The sequence below is a fragment of the Mixta intestinalis genome (genome assembly GCF_009914055.1).
Lineage (GTDB): Bacteria > Pseudomonadota > Gammaproteobacteria > Enterobacterales > Enterobacteriaceae > Mixta > Mixta intestinalis.
The window spans coordinates 3,111,572-3,133,948 of the sequence record NZ_CP028271.1 but is presented as its reverse complement, the minus strand read 5'-3'; the positions used below and the strand labels follow the sequence as shown (position 1 = coordinate 3,133,948).

Annotated in this window: 18 protein-coding genes, 4 tRNA genes and 1 pseudogene; 20 read left to right on the top strand and 3 right to left on the bottom strand. The window is 56.1% G+C overall.

The genetic code is table 11. The features are described 5' to 3' along the window. Window positions 1-98 precede the first annotated feature (98 nt). Window positions 99-1,154, bottom strand: a complete 1,056-nt coding sequence (rsgA, locus tag C7M51_RS14535; protein ID WP_160622441.1) for a small ribosomal subunit biogenesis GTPase RsgA — start codon at window positions 1,152-1,154, stop codon at window positions 99-101. A 141-nt stretch (window positions 1,155-1,295) separates the two neighbouring features. On the opposite strand from rsgA, the gene orn reads away from it, so the two are divergent. From orn to C7M51_RS14510, 5 genes are all read left to right on the top strand, one after another. After that, the gene (gene orn, locus C7M51_RS14530) at window positions 1,296-1,841 is read left to right on the top strand and encodes an oligoribonuclease (RefSeq protein ID WP_160622440.1); all 546 of its coding nucleotides are present in this window, start codon (window positions 1,296-1,298) and stop codon (window positions 1,839-1,841) included. Window positions 1,842-1,992: 151 nt separating this feature from the next. Then, window positions 1,993-2,068 (top strand) — tRNA-Gly (locus tag C7M51_RS14525). A 28-nt stretch (window positions 2,069-2,096) separates the two neighbouring features. Next, window positions 2,097-2,172, top strand: a tRNA-Gly gene (locus tag C7M51_RS14520). A gap of 26 nt (window positions 2,173-2,198) precedes the next feature. Further along, window positions 2,199-2,274, top strand: a tRNA-Gly gene (locus C7M51_RS14515). A gap of 24 nt (window positions 2,275-2,298) precedes the next feature. Further along, window positions 2,299-2,374: transfer RNA gene (locus C7M51_RS14510), tRNA-Gly, on the top strand. A 305-nt stretch (window positions 2,375-2,679) separates the two neighbouring features. Here the strand turns inward: C7M51_RS14510 and queG are convergent. After that, window positions 2,680-3,819 carry a tRNA epoxyqueuosine(34) reductase QueG gene (gene queG / locus C7M51_RS14505; RefSeq protein ID WP_160622439.1) on the bottom strand — a complete coding sequence of 380 codons (1,140 nt, stop codon included), beginning with the start codon at window positions 3,817-3,819 and terminating at the stop codon, window positions 2,680-2,682. Here queG and nnr point away from each other — a divergent pair. From nnr to C7M51_RS14430, 15 genes and pseudogenes are all read left to right on the top strand, one after another. Further along, window positions 3,818-5,341, top strand: coding sequence for a bifunctional ADP-dependent NAD(P)H-hydrate dehydratase/NAD(P)H-hydrate epimerase (gene nnr / locus C7M51_RS14500; protein WP_160622438.1), 1,524 nt, complete (start codon window positions 3,818-3,820; stop codon window positions 5,339-5,341). The two genes, queG and nnr, sit on opposite strands and share 2 nt — an antisense overlap. Next, on the top strand, window positions 5,338-5,814 hold the full coding sequence (tsaE, locus tag C7M51_RS14495) for a tRNA (adenosine(37)-N6)-threonylcarbamoyltransferase complex ATPase subunit type 1 TsaE (RefSeq protein WP_160622437.1): 477 nt from the start codon (window positions 5,338-5,340) through the stop codon (window positions 5,812-5,814). Before nnr ends, tsaE begins: the two co-directional genes overlap by 4 nt. Then, window positions 5,811-7,478: an N-acetylmuramoyl-L-alanine amidase AmiB gene (amiB, locus tag C7M51_RS14490; protein ID WP_160622436.1), complete on the top strand. Its 1,668-nt coding sequence runs from the start codon at window positions 5,811-5,813 to the stop codon at window positions 7,476-7,478. The genes tsaE and amiB overlap by 4 nt, the downstream gene beginning before the upstream one ends. Window positions 7,479-7,553: 75 nt before the next feature. Next, window positions 7,554-9,449: a DNA mismatch repair endonuclease MutL gene (gene mutL / locus C7M51_RS14485; protein ID WP_160622435.1), complete on the top strand. Its 1,896-nt coding sequence runs from the start codon at window positions 7,554-7,556 to the stop codon at window positions 9,447-9,449. Beyond that, on the top strand, window positions 9,442-10,392 hold the full coding sequence (gene miaA, locus C7M51_RS14480) for a tRNA (adenosine(37)-N6)-dimethylallyltransferase MiaA (RefSeq protein ID WP_160622434.1): 951 nt from the start codon (window positions 9,442-9,444) through the stop codon (window positions 10,390-10,392). The genes mutL and miaA overlap by 8 nt, the downstream gene beginning before the upstream one ends. A gap of 101 nt (window positions 10,393-10,493) precedes the next feature. After that, window positions 10,494-10,805, top strand: coding sequence for an RNA chaperone Hfq (hfq, locus tag C7M51_RS14475; RefSeq protein WP_038623882.1), 312 nt, complete (start codon window positions 10,494-10,496; stop codon window positions 10,803-10,805). A gap of 80 nt (window positions 10,806-10,885) precedes the next feature. Next, window positions 10,886-12,166 carry a ribosome rescue GTPase HflX gene (hflX, locus tag C7M51_RS14470; protein ID WP_160622433.1) on the top strand — a complete coding sequence of 427 codons (1,281 nt, stop codon included), beginning with the start codon at window positions 10,886-10,888 and terminating at the stop codon, window positions 12,164-12,166. Window positions 12,167-12,234: 68 nt separating this feature from the next. Continuing rightward, window positions 12,235-13,476 carry an FtsH protease activity modulator HflK gene (gene hflK, locus C7M51_RS14465; protein WP_160622432.1) on the top strand — a complete coding sequence of 414 codons (1,242 nt, stop codon included), beginning with the start codon at window positions 12,235-12,237 and terminating at the stop codon, window positions 13,474-13,476. Window positions 13,477-13,479: 3 nt separating this feature from the next. Further along, complete coding sequence (gene hflC, locus C7M51_RS14460; protein WP_160622431.1) at window positions 13,480-14,487, top strand: protease modulator HflC; 1,008 nt, start codon at window positions 13,480-13,482, stop codon at window positions 14,485-14,487. A 240-nt stretch (window positions 14,488-14,727) separates the two neighbouring features. Further along, window positions 14,728-14,928: a DUF2065 domain-containing protein gene (locus tag C7M51_RS14455; RefSeq protein WP_160622430.1), complete on the top strand. Its 201-nt coding sequence runs from the start codon at window positions 14,728-14,730 to the stop codon at window positions 14,926-14,928. Between the two features lie 156 nt (window positions 14,929-15,084). Further along, window positions 15,085-16,383 carry an adenylosuccinate synthase gene (locus C7M51_RS14450; RefSeq protein ID WP_160622429.1) on the top strand — a complete coding sequence of 433 codons (1,299 nt, stop codon included), beginning with the start codon at window positions 15,085-15,087 and terminating at the stop codon, window positions 16,381-16,383. Window positions 16,384-16,587: 204 nt separating this feature from the next. Beyond that, window positions 16,588-17,034: a nitric oxide-sensing transcriptional repressor NsrR gene (nsrR, locus tag C7M51_RS14445; RefSeq protein ID WP_160622428.1), complete on the top strand. Its 447-nt coding sequence runs from the start codon at window positions 16,588-16,590 to the stop codon at window positions 17,032-17,034. Window positions 17,035-17,050: 16 nt separating this feature from the next. Next, window positions 17,051-19,489: pseudogene (gene rnr / locus C7M51_RS14440) on the top strand (ribonuclease R). A 79-nt stretch (window positions 19,490-19,568) separates the two neighbouring features. Next, window positions 19,569-20,303, top strand: a complete 735-nt coding sequence (gene rlmB / locus C7M51_RS14435; protein ID WP_160622427.1) for a 23S rRNA (guanosine(2251)-2'-O)-methyltransferase RlmB — start codon at window positions 19,569-19,571, stop codon at window positions 20,301-20,303. 142 nt (window positions 20,304-20,445) lie between these two features. Continuing rightward, on the top strand, window positions 20,446-22,071 hold the full coding sequence (locus C7M51_RS14430) for an isovaleryl-CoA dehydrogenase (protein WP_160622426.1): 1,626 nt from the start codon (window positions 20,446-20,448) through the stop codon (window positions 22,069-22,071). Here C7M51_RS14430 and bsmA read toward each other — a convergent pair. Further along, entirely contained in the window at window positions 22,045-22,377 is a 333-nt protein-coding gene (gene bsmA / locus C7M51_RS14425; RefSeq protein WP_160622425.1) for a biofilm peroxide resistance protein BsmA, read from the bottom strand. The genes C7M51_RS14430 and bsmA overlap by 27 nt on opposite strands.

Sequence of the window (22,377 nt, the reverse complement as noted above, 5' to 3'; positions counted from 1 at the left end):
CCTCCTGGCTTAATCACGCGACGTTAAAGAAAAGGGGGCGAATTGTAGCAGCGCCAGCCTGTTTAGGCTAACGCGCTGATAATGCCGCACGAAAGGCATTAATCTTCGCCGTTGCCAAAGTTTTTACGCGTTTTTACCTGCGCCATGCTTTCCAGTATACGGTGGTAGTTTTCGAAGCGTGTTTCATCTATCTGCCCGTTTTCTACCGCCTCGCGGATTGCACAGCCGGGATCGTTATCGTGTTTGCAGTCACGGAATTTACAGCCGCCTAAAAACTCACGGAATTCGACAAAACCCTGGGTGATTTGTTCCGGCTCCAGATGCCAGAGACCAAATTCACGTACGCCGGGGGAATCGATCACGTCGCCGCCGTGCGGGAAGTGATACAGACGCGCGGCGGTAGTCGTGTGCTGGCCCAGCCCGGAGACGTCGGAAACGTCGTTGGTTAAGATCGTGTTATCATTAAGATCAAGACCGAGCAGGGCGTTGAGCAGGCTCGATTTACCGACGCCCGACTGCCCGGCAAAAATACTGATACGCCCGGTCAGCGCCGCTTCCAGCTCAGCCAGCCCCGCTTTTTCGTAGCTGGACACCATCAGCACGCGATAACCGATATGGCGATAGATATCCATCTGCTCATCAACGAAGGCGCGACCTTGTTCATCCAGCAGGTCGGTTTTATTCAGCACCAACAGCGGCTCGATGCCCAGCGTTTCGCTCGCTACCAGATAGCGATCGATGATATTCAGCGACAGTTCCGGCACGATGGCGGAAACAATAATAATTTGATCGATATTCGCCGCGACCGGCTTAATGCCGTCGTAAAAATCGGGGCGCGTCAGTACCGAGTGGCGCTCATGCACCGCCTCAACGATACCTTTCACCGTGGCACCGCCTTCAACGCCGGGACGCCAGAGTACGCGATCGCCGGTAACCAGCGAGCGAATGGTGCGACGAATATTGCAGCGGTGTACCTGACCGGCGCTATCTTCCACGTCCGCATGCATGCCGAAGCGGCTGATGACAATGCCATCCTGCGCCTCACCAAACAGGCTGTCATCGGGTTCAGGCTTTTCCGCACGCTGTTTGAGACGGCGTTCATGGTTCGCGTTAACGCGTCGCTGCTGGCCTTTAGACAGTTTATTTTTGCTCACTCTTCCTCACATGCTTTAGGACGGTTTCGCCTGGTCAGGCAAAACGTCTATGATACACCCTGGGCCGAATTACGGCGAGCGACGCGACGGCGCTTTACGCTGTTGCCCCTGAAGACGATACGGTTAACTGCGGAATAGATTATGAGCGCAAATGAAAACAATCTTATCTGGATCGATCTGGAAATGACCGGGTTAGATCCGGAGCGCGATCGCATTATTGAAATTGCGACGCTGGTAACCGATGCCGATTTAAATATTCTGGCGGAAGGGCCGGTGCTGGCGGTGCATCAATCCGCCGCTCAGCTGGCGCTGATGGATGAGTGGAACGTACGTACCCATACCGGCAGCGGGCTGGTGGAGAGGGTTAAGGCCAGTCAGTATGACGAGCGGGCTGCGGAGCTGGCGACGCTGGCGTTTTTAAAAGAGTGGGTGCCTGCTAAAGCCTCCCCAATTTGTGGCAACAGTATCGGCCAGGATCGTCGTTTCCTGTTTAAATATATGCCGGAACTGGAGAGCTATTTCCACTATCGTTATCTGGACGTCAGTACGCTGAAGGAGCTGGCGCGGCGCTGGAAACCGGAAATTTTAACCGGCTTTAAGAAAGCAGGAACGCATCAGGCGCTGGATGATATTCGCGAATCGGTGGCGGAGCTGGCCTGGTATCGCGAGCATTTTCTGCAGCTGTAACGCCCGTGGGCGGCTAAAAAAACCGCATATCGCCGCATAAATCAGCAAATGCACCGAAAGCACAAATTTTTGCCCTCAAGGGCTTGCAGGGCAAAAGTTTTCTCGTATAATGCGCTCCCCGTACCGATGAAGAATTTTAATCGGCTACGGCGCGGGAATAGCTCAGTTGGTAGAGCACGACCTTGCCAAGGTCGGGGTCGCGAGTTCGAGTCTCGTTTCCCGCTCCAAAATTTATGTAGTGCCCGGAAACACCAAGCGGGAATAGCTCAGTTGGTAGAGCACGACCTTGCCAAGGTCGGGGTCGCGAGTTCGAGTCTCGTTTCCCGCTCCAAATCGGTGTTGTCCGTTTCTTTCCAGGCGGGAATAGCTCAGTTGGTAGAGCACGACCTTGCCAAGGTCGGGGTCGCGAGTTCGAGTCTCGTTTCCCGCTCCAGATTCTTCGATTTGCCACGCCATTGCGGGAATAGCTCAGTTGGTAGAGCACGACCTTGCCAAGGTCGGGGTCGCGAGTTCGAGTCTCGTTTCCCGCTCCAAATTTTATCTGTCTGCTTTAATTATCCACAGCGGCAACGCCCGCCAGAAGCGCCCAATGCGCATTAAGTTAAATCTCTTTAAACAGACTTATCCACAGGCTGTCATTTTTTGCCGCTGCGCCTGAGCGTTATTATTTGCTTACATTGATCGTTTAACTAATTGATTTGATTAAATATGATGATATTTCAATTTGTTAGATTGGCCGCTTGCGCTTCTTGTTTCATTTGAATGACAAAGAGTTTTTATTTTTATTCACAGCATGTGGAAAAGTTAACGACGCGCTAACGGGTGATTATCTGTCCGCTCAGGCATCGCGTGGTAAACCTTTCTCTATGGCGCGTACCAGGCGTTTTTGCTGCGGGCGCTGCACCTCTATCGCATTCTCCGCACGTCTGCTTTTCTGCTGCGCAATGGCCCATTCAATATGTTCATCCAGCATGGCGTTTTCACCGAGGCGACGGCTAAGCGCGACGATATTTTCCTCATCCCAGGGCGCATTGCCCAACGCGACAGCCACGTTACGTAGCCAGCGCAGGTGCCCGATGCGGCGAATCGCCGAGCCTTCCGTAATGCGCAGGAATTTAGCTTCGTCCCAGGCGAACAGCTCGGTCAGCGGCGGCGCGTGCAGTGCGGCGCGCGGCGAGAAATCATCCTCATCGGTCAGCTGACCAAAGCGATTCCACGGGCAAATAAGCTGACAGTCGTCGCAGCCGTAGATACGATTGCCGATCAGCGGGCGGAATGCTTTGGGGATTGCGCCTTCCAGTTCGATGGTCAGATAGGAGATGCAGCGGCGTGCGTCCACCACATAGGGTTCAACGATAGCGCCGGTTGGACAGGTGGTCATGCAGGCAACACAGCGACCACATTGCTCTTCCTGCGGTTGATCAACCGGCAGTGGCAGATTGATCAGCAGCTCACCGAGGAAGAACCAGGAGCCTGCTTCGCGATTCAGAATAAGTGAGTGCTTACCGGTCCAGCCGAGGCCCGCTTTTGCCGCCAGCGGACGTTCAAGAAGGGGGGCTGAATCAACAAAAGGACGAAAATTCGCCTCAGCACAACGTTCCTGAATTAAATCACCGAGCTTTTTCAGGCGATTGCGTAATACTTTGTGATAGTCGCGACCTAAAGCGTAGCGGCTGACATAACCCAGACGGGGATTTTTTAGCGTGCTGGCAAAGGCAGCTTTCGCTGGCAGATAGTTCATTCGGACGCTAATTACGCGCAGGGTGCCAGGCAGCAGTTCATGCGGGCGGGCGCGCATCATGCCATGTCGCGCCATCCACTCCATTTCGCCATGATATTGCTTATCCAGCCACGCCTGCAGACGCGGCTCCTCCAGTGAGAGATCGGTATCGCAAATGCCGACTTGCTGAAAGCCGAGCGCAAGTCCCCACTGTTTTATATCCTGAGCGAGTTGTTGAAGATCGAGAGGGTGTGACATGACTAACCATACAGAGAGAGAAAACGCCCACAGTTTACCACATTCTGTCTGGCCTGCGCAGGCGCTGCGTCGGCTGGAAAGCGAAGGGGCCGATAGTCTGGGTATCACGCTGTATGAGCTGATGCTACGTGCGGGCGCTGCCGCATTCGAGGTTATTCGTTGCCGATGGCCGCAGGCGCGACACTGGCTGGTGCTGTGTGGGCATGGCAATAACGGTGGCGATGGCTATGTGGTGGCGCGATTAGCGCTGGCTGCGGGGTATCAGGTCACGCTGCTTGCCTGTGAAAGTGAGCGCCCGCTACCTGAAGAAGCAGAAGCTGCACGCAATGGCTGGCTAAACGCGGGTGGTGAAATTCATGCGGCGAACGCGCCGTGGCCGGAGCAGGTGGATATTATTGTCGATGCGCTGCTGGGCACCGGACTGAACCGTGCGCCCGCCGACGATTATGCACAGCTGATTGAGAAAGCTAATCGTTATGCCGCGCCGGTTTTTGCTATAGATATGCCCTCCGGGCTGGTAGCAGCGAACGGTACGGTGCCGGGTGCGGTCATCACGGCAGAAGCGACGCTGGCACCGATCGCTATCAAGCCAGGGCACCTGACCGGCAAAGCGCGCGACTATGTTGGCGAGCTGTACTATCACGGGCTGGGACTGGATAGCTGGCTGGCAGGACAGCAGGCACCGATGGCCCGCTACGATGCGCGGTCGCTAATCCGATGGTTAACACCACGGCGGCCCACGTCGCATAAGGGCGATCATGGACGCCTGTTGGTGGTCGGCGGCGATCGTGGTACGGCGGGCGCGATCCGAATGACGGCGGAGGCGGCGTTACGCACTGGTGCGGGTTTAGTGCGAGTGCTCACTCACCAGGATAATATTATTCCCATCCTCGCCGCTCGCCCGGAAATTATGGTGGATGCGCTAACGGATGAGGCGCTACAGCAGGCGCTGGAATGGGCTGATATCGTGGTGATTGGCCCAGGGCTAGGGCAGAAAGATTGGGGTAAAAAAGCGCTGCGGCGAGTGGAAAATTTTCCGAAACCGATGCTCTGGGACGCTGACGCGCTTAACCTGCTGGCATTCAATCCCGATAAACGTCAGAATCGCATCATTACGCCTCATCCAGGCGAAGCGGCGCGGCTGCTCAACGTGGCGACGGCGGAAATAGAAAGCGATCGCTTACTTGCGGCGCAACGCCTGGTGAAACGCTATGGCGGCGTAGTGGTGCTGAAAGGGGCAGGAACGGTTATCGCCAGCGAAAGCGGTGAGATGGCTTTCGCCGATGTCGGCAATGTGGGCATGGCGTCGGGCGGCATGGGCGATGTGCTTTCCGGCATTATTGGCGCGCTGTGCGGTCAGAAGTTGAACCTGTATGATGCTGCCTGTGCAGGCTGCGTGGTACATGGCGCGGCGGCGGATGCGGTGGCGGCGCGCTTTGGCACACGCGGTATGCTGGCGACCGATCTGTTCTCCGAGCTGTATCAATTTGTTAATCCTGAGAAGTTAAACAATAAAGCATGAATACCTGTGTTATCGCATTGCCTGACGAGGCTGCAACCCTCGCATTGGGCGCTCAACTTGCCCGCGCCTGCGACAGCGCGGTGGTCATCTATCTTTACGGCGATTTAGGCGCGGGGAAAACCACCTTTAGCCGCGGGTTTTTGCAGGCGCTGGGCCACCAGGGTAACGTAAAAAGCCCAACCTATACGTTGGTCGAGCCTTATCATCAGCTTGCCCGTCCGGTTTATCATTTCGATCTCTACCGGCTGGCCGATGCGGAAGAGCTGGAGTTTATGGGTATCCGCGACTATTTCACCGGCGATGCGGTTTGCCTTGTGGAGTGGCCGCAGCAGGGGGCGGGCGTATTACCTGAACCCGATCTGTCGCTCACCCTGAGCTATGTCGATCAGGCACGTGAGGCGCAGCTGAAGGCGCATTCGCCGTTGGGCGAGCGGCTGGTGGCGCAGGTGATAAATCATAAGGATGGCAGATGATGGCACGCATCAAGGTGTTACTGCTGATGCTGCTGTGCCTGCTGTCAGGAACCGCGCTGGCGGCGAATCTGTCCGATATTCAGGTATCGAACGGCAGCAGCCAGGCGACGGTAACGCTGAGCTTCAACGGGCAGCCGATCTATGGTTTCTTCCCGTTGCGTAATCCGGATCGCGTGGTGCTGGATATCCGCCAGTCAGGCGTGATCAAGGGGCTACCGCTGGAATTTAGCGGCAATAACCTGGTAAAGCGCATCCGTACCAGCCAGCCAAAGGATAACCAAAGTATCCGGCTGGTATTTGAGCTGACCCAGGCGGGTAAAACCCGTGCCGCCACCCAGCGCAGCGGCGACGGTTATAAAGTGGTGTTTACCATCACCGGCAAACAGAGCGCCGCGACGCGCACGTCGGTTAGCAGCGCTTCCCGCACCGGTTCACAGCCCACTGCGCCAGCGCATAACCCTTTTAACGGTAATAAAGTTACCACGGTGACCAACAGCAACAGTCGGATTGCGCCGGGGCAAAGCAACAGCGGTACTAACGATACGGTGATCGTCGCGATTGATGCCGGGCACGGCGGTCAGGATCCTGGCGCTATCGGATCTAATGGCCTGAAAGAGAAGAATGTTACTATTGCCATCGCTCGTAAGCTGAAGGCGTTGCTGAACGATGACCCGATGTTTAAGGGTGTTCTGACACGAGACGGCGACTATTTTATTTCGGTAATGGGGCGCTCCGACGTGGCGCGTAAGCAGAACGCTAACCTGCTGGTCTCTATCCATGCCGATGCCGCGCCTAACCGCAGCGCTCATGGTGCGTCGGTGTGGGTGCTCTCTAACCGTCGCGCCAATAGCGAAATGGCGAACTGGCTGGAGCAGCACGAGAAGCAGTCTGAACTGCTGGGCGGCGCGGGCGATCTGCTGGCGAACAGCCAGGCCGATCCCTACCTGAGCCAGGCGGTGCTGGATTTACAGTTCGGTCATTCGCAGCGCGTCGGGTATGATGTGGCGGTAAAAGTGATTCAGCAGCTGCAACAGGTCGGATCGCTGCACAAGCGGCGTCCGGAACATGCCAGCCTGGGCGTATTGCGCTCGCCGGATATCCCTTCGCTGCTGGTGGAGACGGGTTTTATCAGTAATCCTTCGGAGGAGCGGCTGCTGGGAAGCAGCGCGTATCAGGAGAAGATTGCCGGGTCGATCTATCGCGGCCTGCGCAGCTACTTCCTGACGCATCCGTTACAATCCGTCCCAAAGCAGGAAAACCGCCCGTTGGCGTCCGCAACGGCGGTTGAAGTTAAAGCGAATCGCGCCAGTTCTCCGGTAACCTATACCGGACCGGTAACGCGCCACGTGGTTAAACGGGGAGAAACGCTATCGGGAATCGCCGCGCGCTATGGCGTTTCCATGAGTACGCTGACGCAGCTGAACCAGCTGAAAAAGCAGAGCGTCTGGGTAGGGCAGCGTCTGAAGGTGCCTGCCAACGGCGCTGCGTCTGCCGCTACGGCATCCGTCAGCCGTCGCCCGTTGCGTCATAAAGTGGTTCGTGGTGACTCGCTGACCGCTATTGCGGTTCACTATGGCGTCAGCGCGCAGGCGATCATGCAAGCTAACAATATGAAATCGACCAACGTGATGCTGGGGCAAACGTTAAAGATCCCCGCTTCATAACTGTGGCGGGCCGCGGGCCCGTTACGCTCAGGTCGCGTGACGCCTTTGTTTTACGCCAGTTTGAGGATATGCCCGATGCCCATTCAGATCCTGCCGCCCCAGTTAGCTAACCAGATCGCCGCCGGTGAAGTGGTCGAGCGCCCGGCATCGGTCGTGAAGGAGCTGGTGGAAAACAGCCTTGATGCCGGTGCCACGCGTATCGATATCGATATTGAAAAAGGCGGTGCCAAACTGATTCGTATTCGTGATAACGGCAGCGGCATCGGCAAAGAAGAATTAGCGATGGCGTTGGCGCGTCACGCTACCAGCAAAATCGCCTCGCTTGACGATCTGGAAGCGATCGTTAGCCTCGGATTTCGTGGCGAAGCGCTGGCCAGTATCAGTTCGGTTTCACGTTTAACGCTGACTTCGCGTCCTGCCGATCAGAGTGAGGCCTGGCAGGCCTATGCAGAAGGGCGCGATATGACGGTGACGGTGAAGCCTGCGGCACACCCGCCAGGCACCACGCTGGAGGTGCTCGATCTTTTTTACAATACGCCCGCGCGGCGTAAATTCTTGCGTACTGAGAAAACAGAATTTACCCATATTGATGAGGTGGTGCGGCGCATTGCGCTGGCACGCTTCGATATCGCTATTTCGCTGACGCACAACGGTAAGCTGGTGCGCCAGTATCGCGCCGCAGCGCAGGAAAACCAACAGCTGCGGCGGCTGGGTGCAATCTGCGGTGCCACTTTTATGGAGCATGCGCTGAAAATTGAGTGGCAGCATGGCGATCTGCTGCTGCGTGGCTGGGTGGCCGATCCGGCCGGTGCCCGGCAGGTTAGCGAGCTGCAATATTGCTACGTTAACGGACGTATGATGCGTGACAGATTAATCAATCACGCAATACGTCAGGCCTATCAGGATAAGCTGGGCGGCGAGCATCAGCCTGCCTACGTGCTCTATCTGCAAATCGATCCGCATCAGGTAGATGTTAATGTCCATCCGGCGAAGCATGAGGTGCGTTTTCATCAGTCGCGGCTGGTGCACGATTTTATCTATCAGGGCGTCATTAGCGTCTTGCAGGAAAGCGGAGCGGAACGGCTACCGTTAAACGACGAGCAGGAGATGCCACGCTGGCAGCCAGAGAACCGGCAGGCGGCGGGCGGTAACCACTTCTCCAGCCCACCGCCTGAACCCGCCGAGCGGATGCCTGTTTCGTCGGGAGCGGGCTCATCGCCCCGCGCCTCCTCTGCGGGTCACGCCTCAGGAAAAGGGGGAACGAGCGCTGGCTGGCCGCAACAACAGCCGGGCTACCAGAAAAGAGAAGGGGCGCTTTACCAGCAGCTGTTGCAAACGCCTGCGCCGCGCGCGGAAGAATCGCCGCCGCCGCGTGCCCAGCGCCCGGTTGTTGCGGAAGCGCCGCTGCGCGCCCACAGCCAAAGCCTGGGGCGGGTATTAACCGTGCTGCACGATCGCTATGCGGTGGTGGAAAGAGAGGGCGGCCTGGCAATGATAGCGCTGGCGGTTGCGTCTCGCTGGCTGCGTCAGGCGCAGCTGGAACCGGGCGAAGAAGGGCTGAAGCCGCAGCCACTGCTGATTCCGGTACGGTTGAAACTGGCTGTGCCGGAGCGCGAGGCAATGCAGCAGCAGGCCGATTTATTGCGTCTGCTCGGCATCGATTTGCAAAACGATGGGCAGCATGTGACGCTTCGCGCGGTGCCTTTACCATTGCGCCAACAAAATTTACAAATCTTGATTCCAGAACTGTTAGGCTATCTCGCCCGTCAGCAGGACATTTCGCCGACGTTGCTGGCCCAGTGGCTGGCGCGACAGGCGGAGCTGGACGATACGCGCTGGAATCACTCACAGGCGATCGCGTTGCTGGCGGATGTTGAAAGGCTCTGCCCGACGCTGCTGAAGTCGCCGCCTCCGGGTTTATTACAACCGATCGACACAGAAACGGCGTTAAGCGCCCTGAAGCATGAGTGAAAGTGAAATGGCGGGCCGGCCTAAGGCAATTTTTTTGATGGGGCCAACGGCTTCCGGTAAAACCGCGCTGGCAATTAGCCTGCGTAACCATTTACCGGTAGAGTTGATTAGCGTTGATTCAGCTTTAATTTACCGCGGCATGGATATTGGCACCGCCAAACCTGGTGCGGAAGAGCTGGCGCTGGCGCCTCATCGTCTGCTGGACATTCGCGATCCATCGGAAGCTTACTCAGCTGCCGATTTTCGTCGTGATGCGCTGGCGGAAATGGCGGATATCGTCTCGCAAGGGCGTATTCCGTTGCTTGTTGGTGGAACCATGCTCTATTTCAAAGCGTTACTGGAAGGATTGTCGCCACTGCCCTCGGCCGATCCGGACGTACGCGAGCGGATAGAACAAATGGCGCGTGAACAGGGATGGGAAGCTCTGCACCGCCAATTATGTGAAATTGATCCCACTGCCGGAGCACGTATTCATCCGAATGATCCCCAGAGACTCTCGCGAGCACTGGAAGTTTTTTTTATTTCGGGTAAAACTTTAACAGAACTGACGAAAACGTCGGGTGATGCTCTGCCCTATGATGTCGTTCAGTTCGCTATCGCTCCGGCGAGCCGTGAAGTATTGCATCAGCGTATTGCGTTGCGTTTTGAACAAATGTTGGCTTCAGGGTTTGAAGCTGAAGCGCGTGCGCTGTTTGCACGGGGAGATTTGCATACGGATTTGCCTTCCATTCGTTGTGTGGGTTATCGCCAGATGTGGTCTTACCTTGAAGGCGAGATTCAATACGACGAGATGGTTTATCGGGGAATTTGCGCCACCCGGCAGCTTGCCAAGCGTCAGATGACCTGGTTACGAGGCTGGCAACATGTTCACTGGCTTGACAGCGAACATCCAGACCAGGCTCTTAACAGGGTATTACAGGTTCTTGATGCGAACCTCGGGTGAATGTGTACAATTGAACCGTTATCGTGCGCAAATTTTTTACGCAGTATTTAGAGCCGCAGGGTTCTTAGTAATAAACAACAAGCATATAAGGAAAAGATAGAATGGCTAAGGGGCAATCATTACAAGACCCGTTCTTGAACGCACTGCGTCGCGAGCGTGTTCCGGTTTCAATTTATTTGGTCAATGGCATCAAACTGCAAGGGCAAATTGAGTCTTTCGATCAGTTTGTGATTTTGTTGAAAAATACGGTTAGCCAGATGGTGTATAAGCACGCTATCTCTACCGTGGTTCCGTCCCGTGCCGTCTCCCACCATAGCAACAACGCTGGTGGCGGTAGCAACTATCATCACGGTGGCAATAATCAGGCAGCACAATCGCAGCCGCAGCAGCAAGACGGTGATAGCGCTGAGTAAGCCCTGCCATCGCACTACCAGAACGGGGAAACAGGTAATGAACTTCCCCGTTTTGGTCAATTTATTAGAGAGGTTTAAGCTTGTTTGACCGTTATGATGCCGGTGAGCAGGCCATACTGGTACACATCTGGTTCTCGCAAGACAAAGAGACAGAAGACCTGCAGGAATTTGAAACGCTGGTCTCTTCCTCAGGCGTCGAAGCGCTGCGCGTGATAACCGGTAGCCGCAAAGCGCCACATCCCAAATATTTTGTCGGTGAAGGTAAAGCTGTCGAAATCGCAGAAGCGGTTAAAGCCACAGGTGCTTCCGTTGTGCTGTTCGATCACGCTTTGACCCCGGCTCAGGAACGTAACCTTGAGCGCCTGTGCGAATGCCGTGTGATTGACCGCACGGGATTGATACTGGATATTTTTGCCCAGCGCGCCCGCACTCACGAAGGTAAATTACAGGTAGAGCTGGCTCAGCTACGCCATCTCGCCACGCGCCTGGTGCGCGGCTGGACTCACCTTGAGCGTCAGAAAGGGGGGATCGGCCTGCGTGGACCGGGTGAAACTCAGCTGGAAACCGACCGAAGGCTGCTGCGTAACCGTATCAGCCAGATTTTGTCGCGCCTGGAGCGCGTCGAAAAACAGCGCGATCAGGGGCGTCAGGCACGCGCCAAAGCGGATATTCCTACGGTGTCGCTGGTGGGCTATACCAACGCCGGTAAATCCACGCTGTTTAACAGCGTGACCTCCGCTGATGTTTATGCTGCCGACCAGCTGTTCGCTACTCTGGATCCGACCCTGCGCCGTATTGATGTCGCTGATGTCGGAGAAGTCGTGCTGGCGGATACGGTAGGCTTTATTCGTCATCTGCCGCACGATTTAGTGGCTGCCTTTAAGGCAACGTTGCAGGAAACGCGCCAGGCCGCGCTACTGCTGCACGTTATCGATGCCGCCGATGTGCGTATGGATGAAAATATCGAAGCGGTAGAAACCGTTCTCGAAGAGATTGAAGCCAACGACATCCCAGCGCTACAGATAATGAACAAAATCGATATGCTGGAAGGCTTCGAGCCGCGTATCGATCGCAATGATGAAAACCTGCCGGTGCGCGTTTGGCTCTCCGCCCAAAGCGGCGCGGGTCTGCCGCTGCTGTTTCAGGCGTTGACCGAACGGCTCTCCGGTGAAATTGTGCATTACGATCTGCGCCTGCCGCCGGAAGCGGGGCGTCTGCGCAGCCGTTTTTATCAGCTGCAGGCCATTGAGAAAGAATGGAATGAAGAGGATGGCAGCGTAGGGCTAACGATACGTATGCCGATTGTTGACTGGCGTCGTCTGTGCAAGCAGGAGCCGATGCTGGTCGATTATATTGTTTGACTGATGTTGCCTGAAACGCGTATCCCGGCATGGGATACCACCGCACACATAATAAATGGAGTATAAACATGGCGTGGAATCAGCCCGGTAATAACGGACAAGACCGCGACCCGTGGGGAAGCAGCAATAATCAAGGCGGCAACTCTGGGGGAAACAAAGGAGGACGCGAGCAGGGGCCTCCCGATCTCGATGATATCTTCCGTAAGCTGAGCAAAAAACTTGGCGGTCTGGGCGGTGGCAAAGGTGGAGATAACCTACGCGGCGCCGGTAACGGCGGCAAGCTGGTTGGTATTGTTGCCGCAGCAGCGGTAGTGATTTGGGCCGCCAGCGGTTTTTACACCATCAAAGAAGCAGAGCGTGGCGTAGTGACCCGCTTTGGTCAGTTTAGCCATCTGGTTGAGCCAGGCCTGAACTGGAAACCTACCTTTATCGATCAGGTACGAGCCGTAAACGTTGAGGCGGTGCGTGAACTTGCCGCTTCTGGCGTGATGCTGACCTCAGATGAAAATGTCGTGCGCGTTGAAATGAACGTGCAGTACCGCGTTACCGACCCGGAACGCTATCTGTTTGCGGTCACCAGCGCGGATGACAGTCTGCGTCAGGCAACCGATAGCGCTCTGCGTGGCGTAATTGGTCGCTCCAGCATGGACCGTATCCTGACGGAAGGGCGTACCGTGGTGCGTAGCGAAACGCAGCGTGAGATCGATGAAACTATTCGTCCGTACAATATGGGCATTACCGTACTGGACGTAAACTTCCAGGCGGCGCGTCCGCCGGAAGAGGTGAAGGCCGCGTTTGACGATGCGATCGCCGCACGTGAAAATCGCGAGCAATACGTGCGTGAAGCGGAAGCCTACGCTAACGAAGTACAGCCGCGTGCTAACGGTCAGGCACAGCGTATTCTGGAAGAGGCGCGGGCGTATAAAGCGCGTGTCGTCCTGGAAGCACAGGGTGAAGTTGCGCGCTTTGCGAAGATCCTGCCGGAATATAAAGCCGCGCCGGAAATCACCAAAGAACGTCTCTATATCGAAACGATGGAACGTGTGCTGAGCCATACCCGCAAGGTGCTGGTCAGCGACAATAACAGTAACCTGATGGTGCTGCCGCTGGATCAGCTGATGCGCGGTCAGAGTTCCTCCAGTGCGCCGCGCAGCGCTCAGGATAGCAGCAGCCTGCTGCGCCTGCCGCCAGCCTCAGGCAGCAACGAGCGCGCCAGCAATAGCAGTTCGTCGTTCAGTCCGCAGGACATTATGGATCAGCGTCGTGCCAACGCACAGCGCAACGACACCCAGCGCCAGGGGAGAGAGTAAACGATGCGTAAACCTTTAATCGTATTAATTATTGTTGTACTGGTGGGGCTGTACGCGTCATTGTTCGTGGTGCAGGAAGGCGAGCGCGGTATCGTACTGCGTTTCGGCAAAGTGTTGCGTGATGATGAGAACAAACCGCTGGTGTTCGCGCCGGGCCTGCATTTCAAAATGCCGTTCCTGGAGTCAGTGAAAACGCTGGATGCGCGTATTCAGACTATGGATAACCAGGCCGATCGCTTCGTGACCAAAGAGAAAAAAGATCTGATCGTCGATTCTTACATCAAATGGCGCATCAGTGATTTCAGCCGCTACTATCTGGCTACCGGCGGCGGCGATATTTCACAGGCTGAAGTGCTGCTGAAACGTAAGTTCAGCGACCGTTTGCGTTCTGAAATGGGCCGTCTCGACGTTAAAGATATCGTCACCGATTCTCGTGGGCGTTTGACTACCGACGTGCGTGATGCCCTGAATACCGGCAGCGCCGGACGTGATGATGAAGTGCAGACGCCAGCGGCGGATGATGCTATCGCTCACGCGGCCGCTCGTGTTGAACGTGAAACGAAGAGCAATGAGCCATCCATCAATCCAAACAGTATGGCGGCGTTAGGTATCGAAGTGGTTGATGTGCGCATCAAGCAGATCAATCTGCCGACCGAAGTGTCTGACGCGATCTATAACCGTATGCGCGCCGAGCGTGAAGCGGTAGCACGTAGCCAGCGTTCACAGGGTCAGGAAGAAGCGGAAAAACTGCGTGCCCAGGCGGATTATCAGGTAACGCGTACGCTGGCGGAAGCTCAGCGCACGGCGCTGATTACCCGTGGTGAGGGCGATGCTGAAGCCGCTAAACTGTTTGCCGATGCGTTCAGTCAGGATCCGGGCTTCTACGCCTTTATCCGTAGCCTGCGCGCTTACGAAAACAGCTTCGATAACGATCAAAACGTGATGGTGCTGAGCCCGGATAGCGATTTCTTCCGCTATATGAAAACACCTTCCGGCGCTGCAACGCGCTAACGGATAGATTGCTTACAGAGCCGACACTGCGTCGGCTCTTTTTTTATCCGTTCTTCTTCCTTTTCCTTTCCAGTTTCTTTTTTACCGCTGCCTGAAAGAGATTCTGCTCTGTCAGTGGCTGTCGGCGCGCCCTGAATGATTTGCTCACGCTTTTTACCGCCGCTTCTTCTGAAGCCATATTTACGGCGTATCTGCCAGTGTGCATAATCGCTCGCTTCTTCCCATTGTCGATAAAAAATAATGAAAGCAACAATCTGGATGGCGCTGGCGTTAGTGTTGGTATTAGAAGGGCTGGGACCTATGCTGTGGCCGCGCGTATGGCGGCGAATGATCGTTACGCTGGCGCAGCTGCCCGATCGTCTGTTACAGCGCTTTGGCGGTGGATTAGTCGTAGCTGGCGCGGTGATTTACTATATGTTGAGTGTGCATGGCGGCAGCTAAGCCTATATCCAGGTAGCATGCGCAAAAGGGGAAAAAGCGGGCAACGGCATAGACTAAATCTCGATCAAAAAAGTGCGCAATCGTATGCCAAAAGAGCTGAAAGAGAGAAATCATGGTGGTAGAATCCATTTTTAAGCAATCGGTGGTTTTAAGAAAATGGGTAAGAACGTTGTCGTACTGGGCACCCAATGGGGTGACGAAGGCAAAGGTAAGATTGTTGACCTTCTGACAGAGCGCGCTAAATATGTGGTGCGCTATCAAGGCGGCCACAACGCGGGTCATACGCTTGTCATCAACGGTGAAAAAACCGTTCTCCACTTAATCCCTTCTGGCATTCTGCGTGAAAACGTTATTAGCATTATCGGCAACGGCGTTGTGCTGTCTCCGGCTGCGCTGATGAAAGAGATGAAGGGCCTGGAGGAGCGTGGCGTCCCGGTACGTGAACGTCTGTTACTCTCTGAAGCTTGTCCGCTGATCCTGCAATATCACGTTGCGATGGATCTGGCGCGCGAAAAAGCACGCGGCGCGAAAGCAATCGGTACAACCGGGCGCGGTATCGGCCCGGCTTACGAAGATAAAGTGGCTCGTCGCGGTCTGCGCGTAGGCGATCTCTTTAATAAAGAGACTTTCGCCAGCAAACTGAAAGAGATCGTTGATTTCTATAACTTCCAGCTGGTTAACTACTACAAAACCGATGCGGTTAACTATGACGAAGTGCTGAAAGACGTCATGGAGATCGCAGATGTCCTGACCAGCATGGTGGTAGACGTTTCCGATCTGCTGGATAACGCGCGTAAGCGTGGCGATTTGATCATGTTCGAAGGCGCGCAGGGTACGCTACTGGATATCGATCACGGTACCTATCCCTATGTAACCTCGTCTAACACCACCGCAGGTGGCGTAGCGACCGGCTCCGGTATTGGTCCGCGCTATGTGGATTACGTGTTGGGTATCATCAAAGCCTACTCAACCCGCGTTGGTGCAGGCCCGTTCCCAACTGAGCTGTTTGATGAAACCGGCGAGTTCCTGTGTGAGAAAGGCAACGAATTCGGGGCCACTACCGGGCGTCGTCGTCGTACCGGCTGGCTGGATATCGTTGCGGTACGCCGTGCGGTGCAGATCAACTCCCTGTCTGGCTTCTGCATGACCAAGCTTGACGTGCTGGATGGTCTGAAAGAGGTTAAAATCTGCGTTGGTTACCGTATGCCGGACGGTCGCGAAATGACTACGACGCCGCTGGCTGCTGAAGGCTGGGAAGGGATTGAGCCGATTTACGAAACGCTGCCGGGCTGGAACGAAAGCACCTTTGGTGCGAAATCAATTGATGCTCTGCCGCAGGCGGCGCGCGACTACATTAAACGTGTTGAAGCGCTGACCGGCGTACCGATTGATATTATCTCAACCGGTCCGGATCGTAGCGAAACCATGATCCTGCGTCACCCGTTTGACGCCTGATTGCGCAAAAGGCCGGACGCTGTCCGGCCTTTGTATTGTGCATAACAGCAGGCGCTCCGCTCTTTTCCCCGCCCTTTTTGCTTACCGCTTTTCCTGAATCCGACTTGCTTAAAAAAATGCCCTAAATTAACGGGCTGGTTTATCATCATTAGATAATAATTATGCTAAGCGGATGAAATTCACCAGAAATTCACTGAGGTTACTGTGCAGCTGACGAGTTTTACCGATTTTGGCCTGCGAGCCCTGATTTATATGGCGTCGTTACCGGCCGGCCAGATGACAAATATTACGCAGGTGACCGCATCTTATGGCATATCACGCCATCATATGGTCAAAGTTATCAATCAGTTAAGTCGCCTGGGCTATGTTGCAGCGGTACGGGGTAAAAATGGCGGTATTCGCCTTGGAAAGCCGGCCTCGGAAATTATCGTCGGTCAGGTTGTCCGGGAAATGGAGCCGCTACATCTGGTGAATTGCGACATCTGCGCTATCACGCCCGCCTGCCGTCTGCGGCTGGCACTGAATGCGGCAACCGAGCAGTTCCTGCGCGAGCTGGATAATTATACGTTGGCCGATCTGGTGAAGGATAACCATCCGCTTTATAAAATTTTGCTGCCGGAGCCTGGAACGCCCACGCTGACCGGCTGCTGACAACGGAGGAACCGCTATGTCAAAAGATCCTTTTCAGGAAAGAGAAGCTGAAAAATACGAGAACCCGATTCCAAGTCGCGAGTTTATTCTTGCCCATTTAGAAAAACGTGAAAAACCGGCCAGCCGCGAAGAGCTGGCGGCAGAAATGAATATTCAAGGCGATGAGCAGCTGGAAGCGCTGCGCCGTCGTCTGCGTGCAATGGAGCGCGACGGACAGCTGGTATTTACGCGCCGTCAGTGCTACGTCCTGCCTGAACGTCTCGACCTGCTTGCGCGGTAAAGTGATTGGTCACCGCGATGGCTATGGTTTTCTGCGCGTTGAAGGTCAGAAAGACGATCTTTATCTTTCTGCCGAGCAGATGAAATTCTGTATGCACGGCGATGTCATTCTTGCTCAGCCGCTGGGTGCGGATCGCAAAGGACGCCGCGCGAAGCGCGCGTGGTGCGCGTGCTGGAACCGCGCAACAGCCAGATTGTGGGACGCTACTTCACTGAAGCTGGCGTTGGCTTTGTGGTGCCGGACGACAGCCGCCTGAGTTTCGATATCCTGATTCCGCCGGAAGAGATCATGAATGCTCGCATGGGCTTCGTGGTAGTGGTGGAACTGGTACAGCGCCCGACGCGCCGCACTAAAGCGATCGGTAAAATTATTGAGGTGCTGGGTGATAACATGGGCACCGGCCTGGCGGTCGATATGGCGTTGCGCACCCATGAAATTCCGCACGACTGGCCCGCCGAAGTAGAAGCACAGGTAGCTACGCTGCGTGAAGAAGTACCGGAAGAGGCGAAGCAGGGGCGCGTCGATCTGCGTCAGCTGCCGCTGATGACCATTGATGGCGAAGACGCGCGTGATTTCGATGACGCTGTTTACTGTGAGAAAAAGCGCGGTGGTGGCTGGCGTCTGTGGGTAGCTATCGCTGACGTCAGTTATTATGTGCGTCCCGGTACGCCGCTGGATAATGAAGCGCATAATCGCGGCACCTCGGTTTATTTCCCGTCGCAGGTCGTGCCGATGCTACCGGAAGTGCTCTCTAACGGGCTCTGCTCGCTTAATCCGCAGGTAGATCGCCTGTGTATGGTATGCGAAATGACCGTTTCTGCCAGCGGTAAACTGACCGGCTACAAGCACTATGAAGCGGTGATGAATTCCCATGCGCGACTGACCTACACCAAAGTGTGGGCGATCCTGCAGGGCAATCCTGAGCTGCGCGAACAGTATGCGCCGCTGGTGAAGCATATCGAAGAGCTGCACCGCATGTATCAGGTGCTGGAGAAGGCGCGTGAGCAGCGCGGCGGCATTTCGTTTGAAACGGAAGAGGCGAAGTTCATCTTTAACGCCGAGCGCCGCATTGAGCGTGTAGAGCGTACCGTACGTAACGATGCGCATAAGCTAATTGAAGAGTGCATGATCCTGGCGAATATTGCCTCGGCGCGCTTTGTTGAGAAGCATCAGGAGCCAGCACTGTTCCGCGATCACGATCGCCCCAGCGATGACAGCATCAAAAGTTTCCGTTCCGTGCTGGCGGAACTTGGCCTCTCTCTGCCGGGTGGCAGTAAGCCGCAGCCGCTGGATTACGCCGAGCTGCTGGAAACTATCGCCGATCGCCCCGATCATGAAATGCTGCAAACTATGCTGCTACGTTCGATGAAACAGGCGGTTTACGATCCGGAAAACCGTGGGCACTTTGGTCTGGCGCTTTCTTCTTACGCGCACTTTACTTCGCCAATTCGCCGTTATCCTGATCTGCTGCTGCATCGTGCCATCAAATATTTGATCGCCCAGCAGCAGGGCAAGCTGGAAGGTAACAGCACGCCGACCGGCGGCTTCCACTACGATATGCAGCAGATGTTGCAGCTGGGCCTCCATTGTTCAATGACCGAACGCCGTGCCGATGAAGCCACACGTGACGTGGCGGACTGGCTGAAGTGTGACTTCATGCAGGATCAGGTAGGCAACACCTTTACCGGGGTGATCGCCAGCGTCACCGGCTTCGGTTTCTTTGTGCGCCTGAACGATCTCTTTATCGACGGCCTGGTACATGTCTCCACGCTGGATAATGATTACTACCGCTTTGATGCCGTAGGCCAGCGCCTGATTGGTGAATCGGGTGGACGCACCTATCGCCTGGGCGATACCGTTGAAGTTCGGGTGGAAGCGGTGCATATGGATGAGCGTAAGATCGATTTCGCGCTGATTTCCAGCCAGCGTCGTCCGCGTGGTGAAGGCAAAACGGAGCGCGAGAAGGCGAAGAAAGGCGGTGCCGGAGCGCATAACAAGCGCCGTCGCGAGATGCGTAAAAACGTTAATTTCGAGCCAAATGAAGCTTTCCGTGGCGAAGGCAAAAAGTCAGCAAAAGTGAAAGGCGAGAAAAAAGCGAAAAAACCTTCGGAAAAAACCCGTAAAATCGCCGCCGCAACCAAAGCGAAGCGCGCAGCGAAGAAAAAAGAGGCGTAGGCGGCAGTTACAGGCGAACCCTGTCGCGCCGCAGGCCAGAGGGCGGCAGGGGCCGCCCGTAACCAGCATCGGATAAAACATGAGTGAAGTAATTTTCGGCATTCACGCCGTACAGGCGCTGTTAGAGCGCGATCCGCAACGTTTTCAGCAGGTCTGGATTCTTAAAGGTCGAGACGATCGTCGTTTACAGCCGTTGATCGCCGCGCTGGAAGCGCAGGGTATTGTTATCCAGATAGCCACGCGTCAGTGGCTGGACAGCAAATCAGAAGGTGCGGTGCATCAGGGCATCGTGGCGCAGGTCAAACCGGGACGGCACTATCAGGAGGGCGATCTGCCCGACCTGTTAGCTTCCATTGACTCCCCGCTGCTACTGATCCTCGACGGCGTTACCGATCCCCACAACCTCGGTGCCTGCCTGCGTAGCGCTGATGCGGCTGGGGTACATGCGGTCATCGTACCGAAGGATCGTTCAGCGCAGCTTAACGCGACGGCGAAGAAGGTTGCCTGCGGCGCGGCGGAGAATGTTCCGCTGATTCGCGTGACTAACCTGGCGCGTACCATGCGTTTGCTACAGGAATATCATGTCTGGATCGTCGGTACCGCAGGCGAAGCGACGCACGATCTCTGGGAAAGCAAACTGACCGGGCCGCTGGCGCTGGTGATGGGTGCCGAGGGGGAAGGTATGCGCCGCCTGACTCGTGAGCACTGTGACGATCTGATTAGTCTGCCGATGGCGGGCAGCGTCTCCTCGCTGAACGTTTCCGTAGCAACCGGTATCTGCCTGTTTGAAGCGGTGCGTCAACGCCGCGCCTGACAAATTGGGGCGTGACGCTGGCCCCGAAATTTCTCCTGTTTACGGGCAGGCCCGGTGACTTTCTGCATACTACTATTATGGCAGAATAACCCTGGAAGCCCGGCCTGGCCTTAGCGGCGGCTTCCGTTCGGAGACCGTCGCGATGCCTTTCACCCATACCGTTTTTAACCAGCCGCGTCCGCTGACGAACAGCAACCTGTTTCTTTCTGATATCCCTCTGCGCGAAGCGGTCGTGCGCTATGGAGCCGAATGGGATCTGGATCTGCTGGCCTCGGTCGGGCAGCAGCTTGGCAGTAGTGAATCGCTGGAGTTGGGACGGCTGGCGAATACCTTTCCTCCGGAGCTGCTGCGCTATGATGCACGCGGCGAGCGGCTGGACGATCTGCGCTTTCATCCTGCCTGGCATTTGCTGATGCAGGGGCTGTGCGCCAATCGCGTGCATAATTTGCCCTGGCAGCCGCAGGCCAGTACGGGGGCGTTTGTCGCACGGGCGGCGCGTTTCATTCTGCACGGGCAGGTAGAATCGGGCACGCTTTGCCCTATTACCATGACTTTCGGTGCCACCCCGCTGTTGCAGGCCAGCCTGCCAACTTTATTTGCAGACTGGCTGCCGCCGTTGCTCAGCGATCGCTATGACGCCCATCTCCAGCCTGCACCGCAAAAGCGCGGCCTGCTGATTGGCATGGGAATGACGGAAAAGCAGGGCGGCACCGATGTGCTGAGTAATACCACGCGTGCGGAACCGCTGGCGTCACGCGGCAGCGGCGAGGCGTATCGCCTTACCGGGCACAAATGGTTTTTCTCGGTACCGCAAAGCGATGCGCATCTGGTGCTGGCGCAGGCAGCGGGCGGCATTAGCTGTTTCTTTTTGCCACGTTTGTTGCCGGACGGTACGCGCAACGCGGTGCGCATCGAGCGGCTGAAAGAGAAACTCGGCAACCGCTCCAACGCCAGCAGCGAAGTAGAGTTTGACGGTGCGCTCGGCTGGCTGCTGGGCGAGGAGGGGGAGGGGGTGCGCCAGATCCTGAAAATGGGTGGCTATACCCGCTTCGACTGCGCCTTAGGCAGCCACAGCCTGATGCGCCGTGCTTTTTCCGTCGCGCTGTACCATGCGCATCAGCGTCAGGTCATGGGAAAAACGCTGGTCGATCAGCCGCTAATGCGGCAGTTGCTCTGCCAGCAGGCGCTACGGCTGGAGGGGCAAACGGCGTTGTTGCTGCGGCTGGCGCACGCCTGGTCAGAACCATTGGATGAGCAACAGCGCGCCTGGGCCCGCCTGTTTACGCCTGCGGCTAAATTTGAGATTTGCCGCCACGGTGCACCTTTTGTCGCAACCTCGATGGAAGTGGTCGGCGGCTCAGGCTATTGCGAAGAGAGCGAGCTGCCGCGGCTCTACCGTGAAGCTCCGGTAAACAGCATCTGGGAAGGGGCCGGAAACGTGATGTGCCTGGATGTGCTGCGGGTGTTAAGAAAGCATCCTGCGATCGAAGATATACTGGCTGCGCAGTTTGATGCAGTAAAAGGGCTTAACCGCCATTTCGATCGCCGCTGGCGTCAGTTAAGGCTGCGGTTGCGTAAACCACAGGAATCACAGGCGCGCGAGCTGACCAGCCAGCTCTGGCTGCTGGCTACCGGACAGTTACTGTTAACTCATCTGGAACCGCCGCTGGCTGATGCCTGGTGCCGGCACTACCTCGATGCACGCGGTCCGGCTCAGCTTAATGAGACGGTCAGTGAACGTTTACTGCTGCGTGCTTCCGGCGGCTGAGGTTGCCGGACCATACAGCACCGCCGAGGCGTACCACAGTCCAGGCATAATGGTTTCGCTTAGCGCGACAATCTGATAATAAGTCGCGCCCGCCGCGTTCGCTTTTTGCGCGATTTCGCGTTGTGCATCGTCCGGTGAACCGCGTGAGGTACTGGTAATGCTGCCCAGCCTCGGCAGGTTACTGCTCTGCGCGCGGCTAATCTCCTGTGCCTGATGAGTGGGCGGCGGCGGCGGTTGCGGCGTCTGGCGCAGCGCGCTACAGCCGCTGAGCGTCAGCGTTAACAGCAGCAAAGGTAAAGTTCGCAT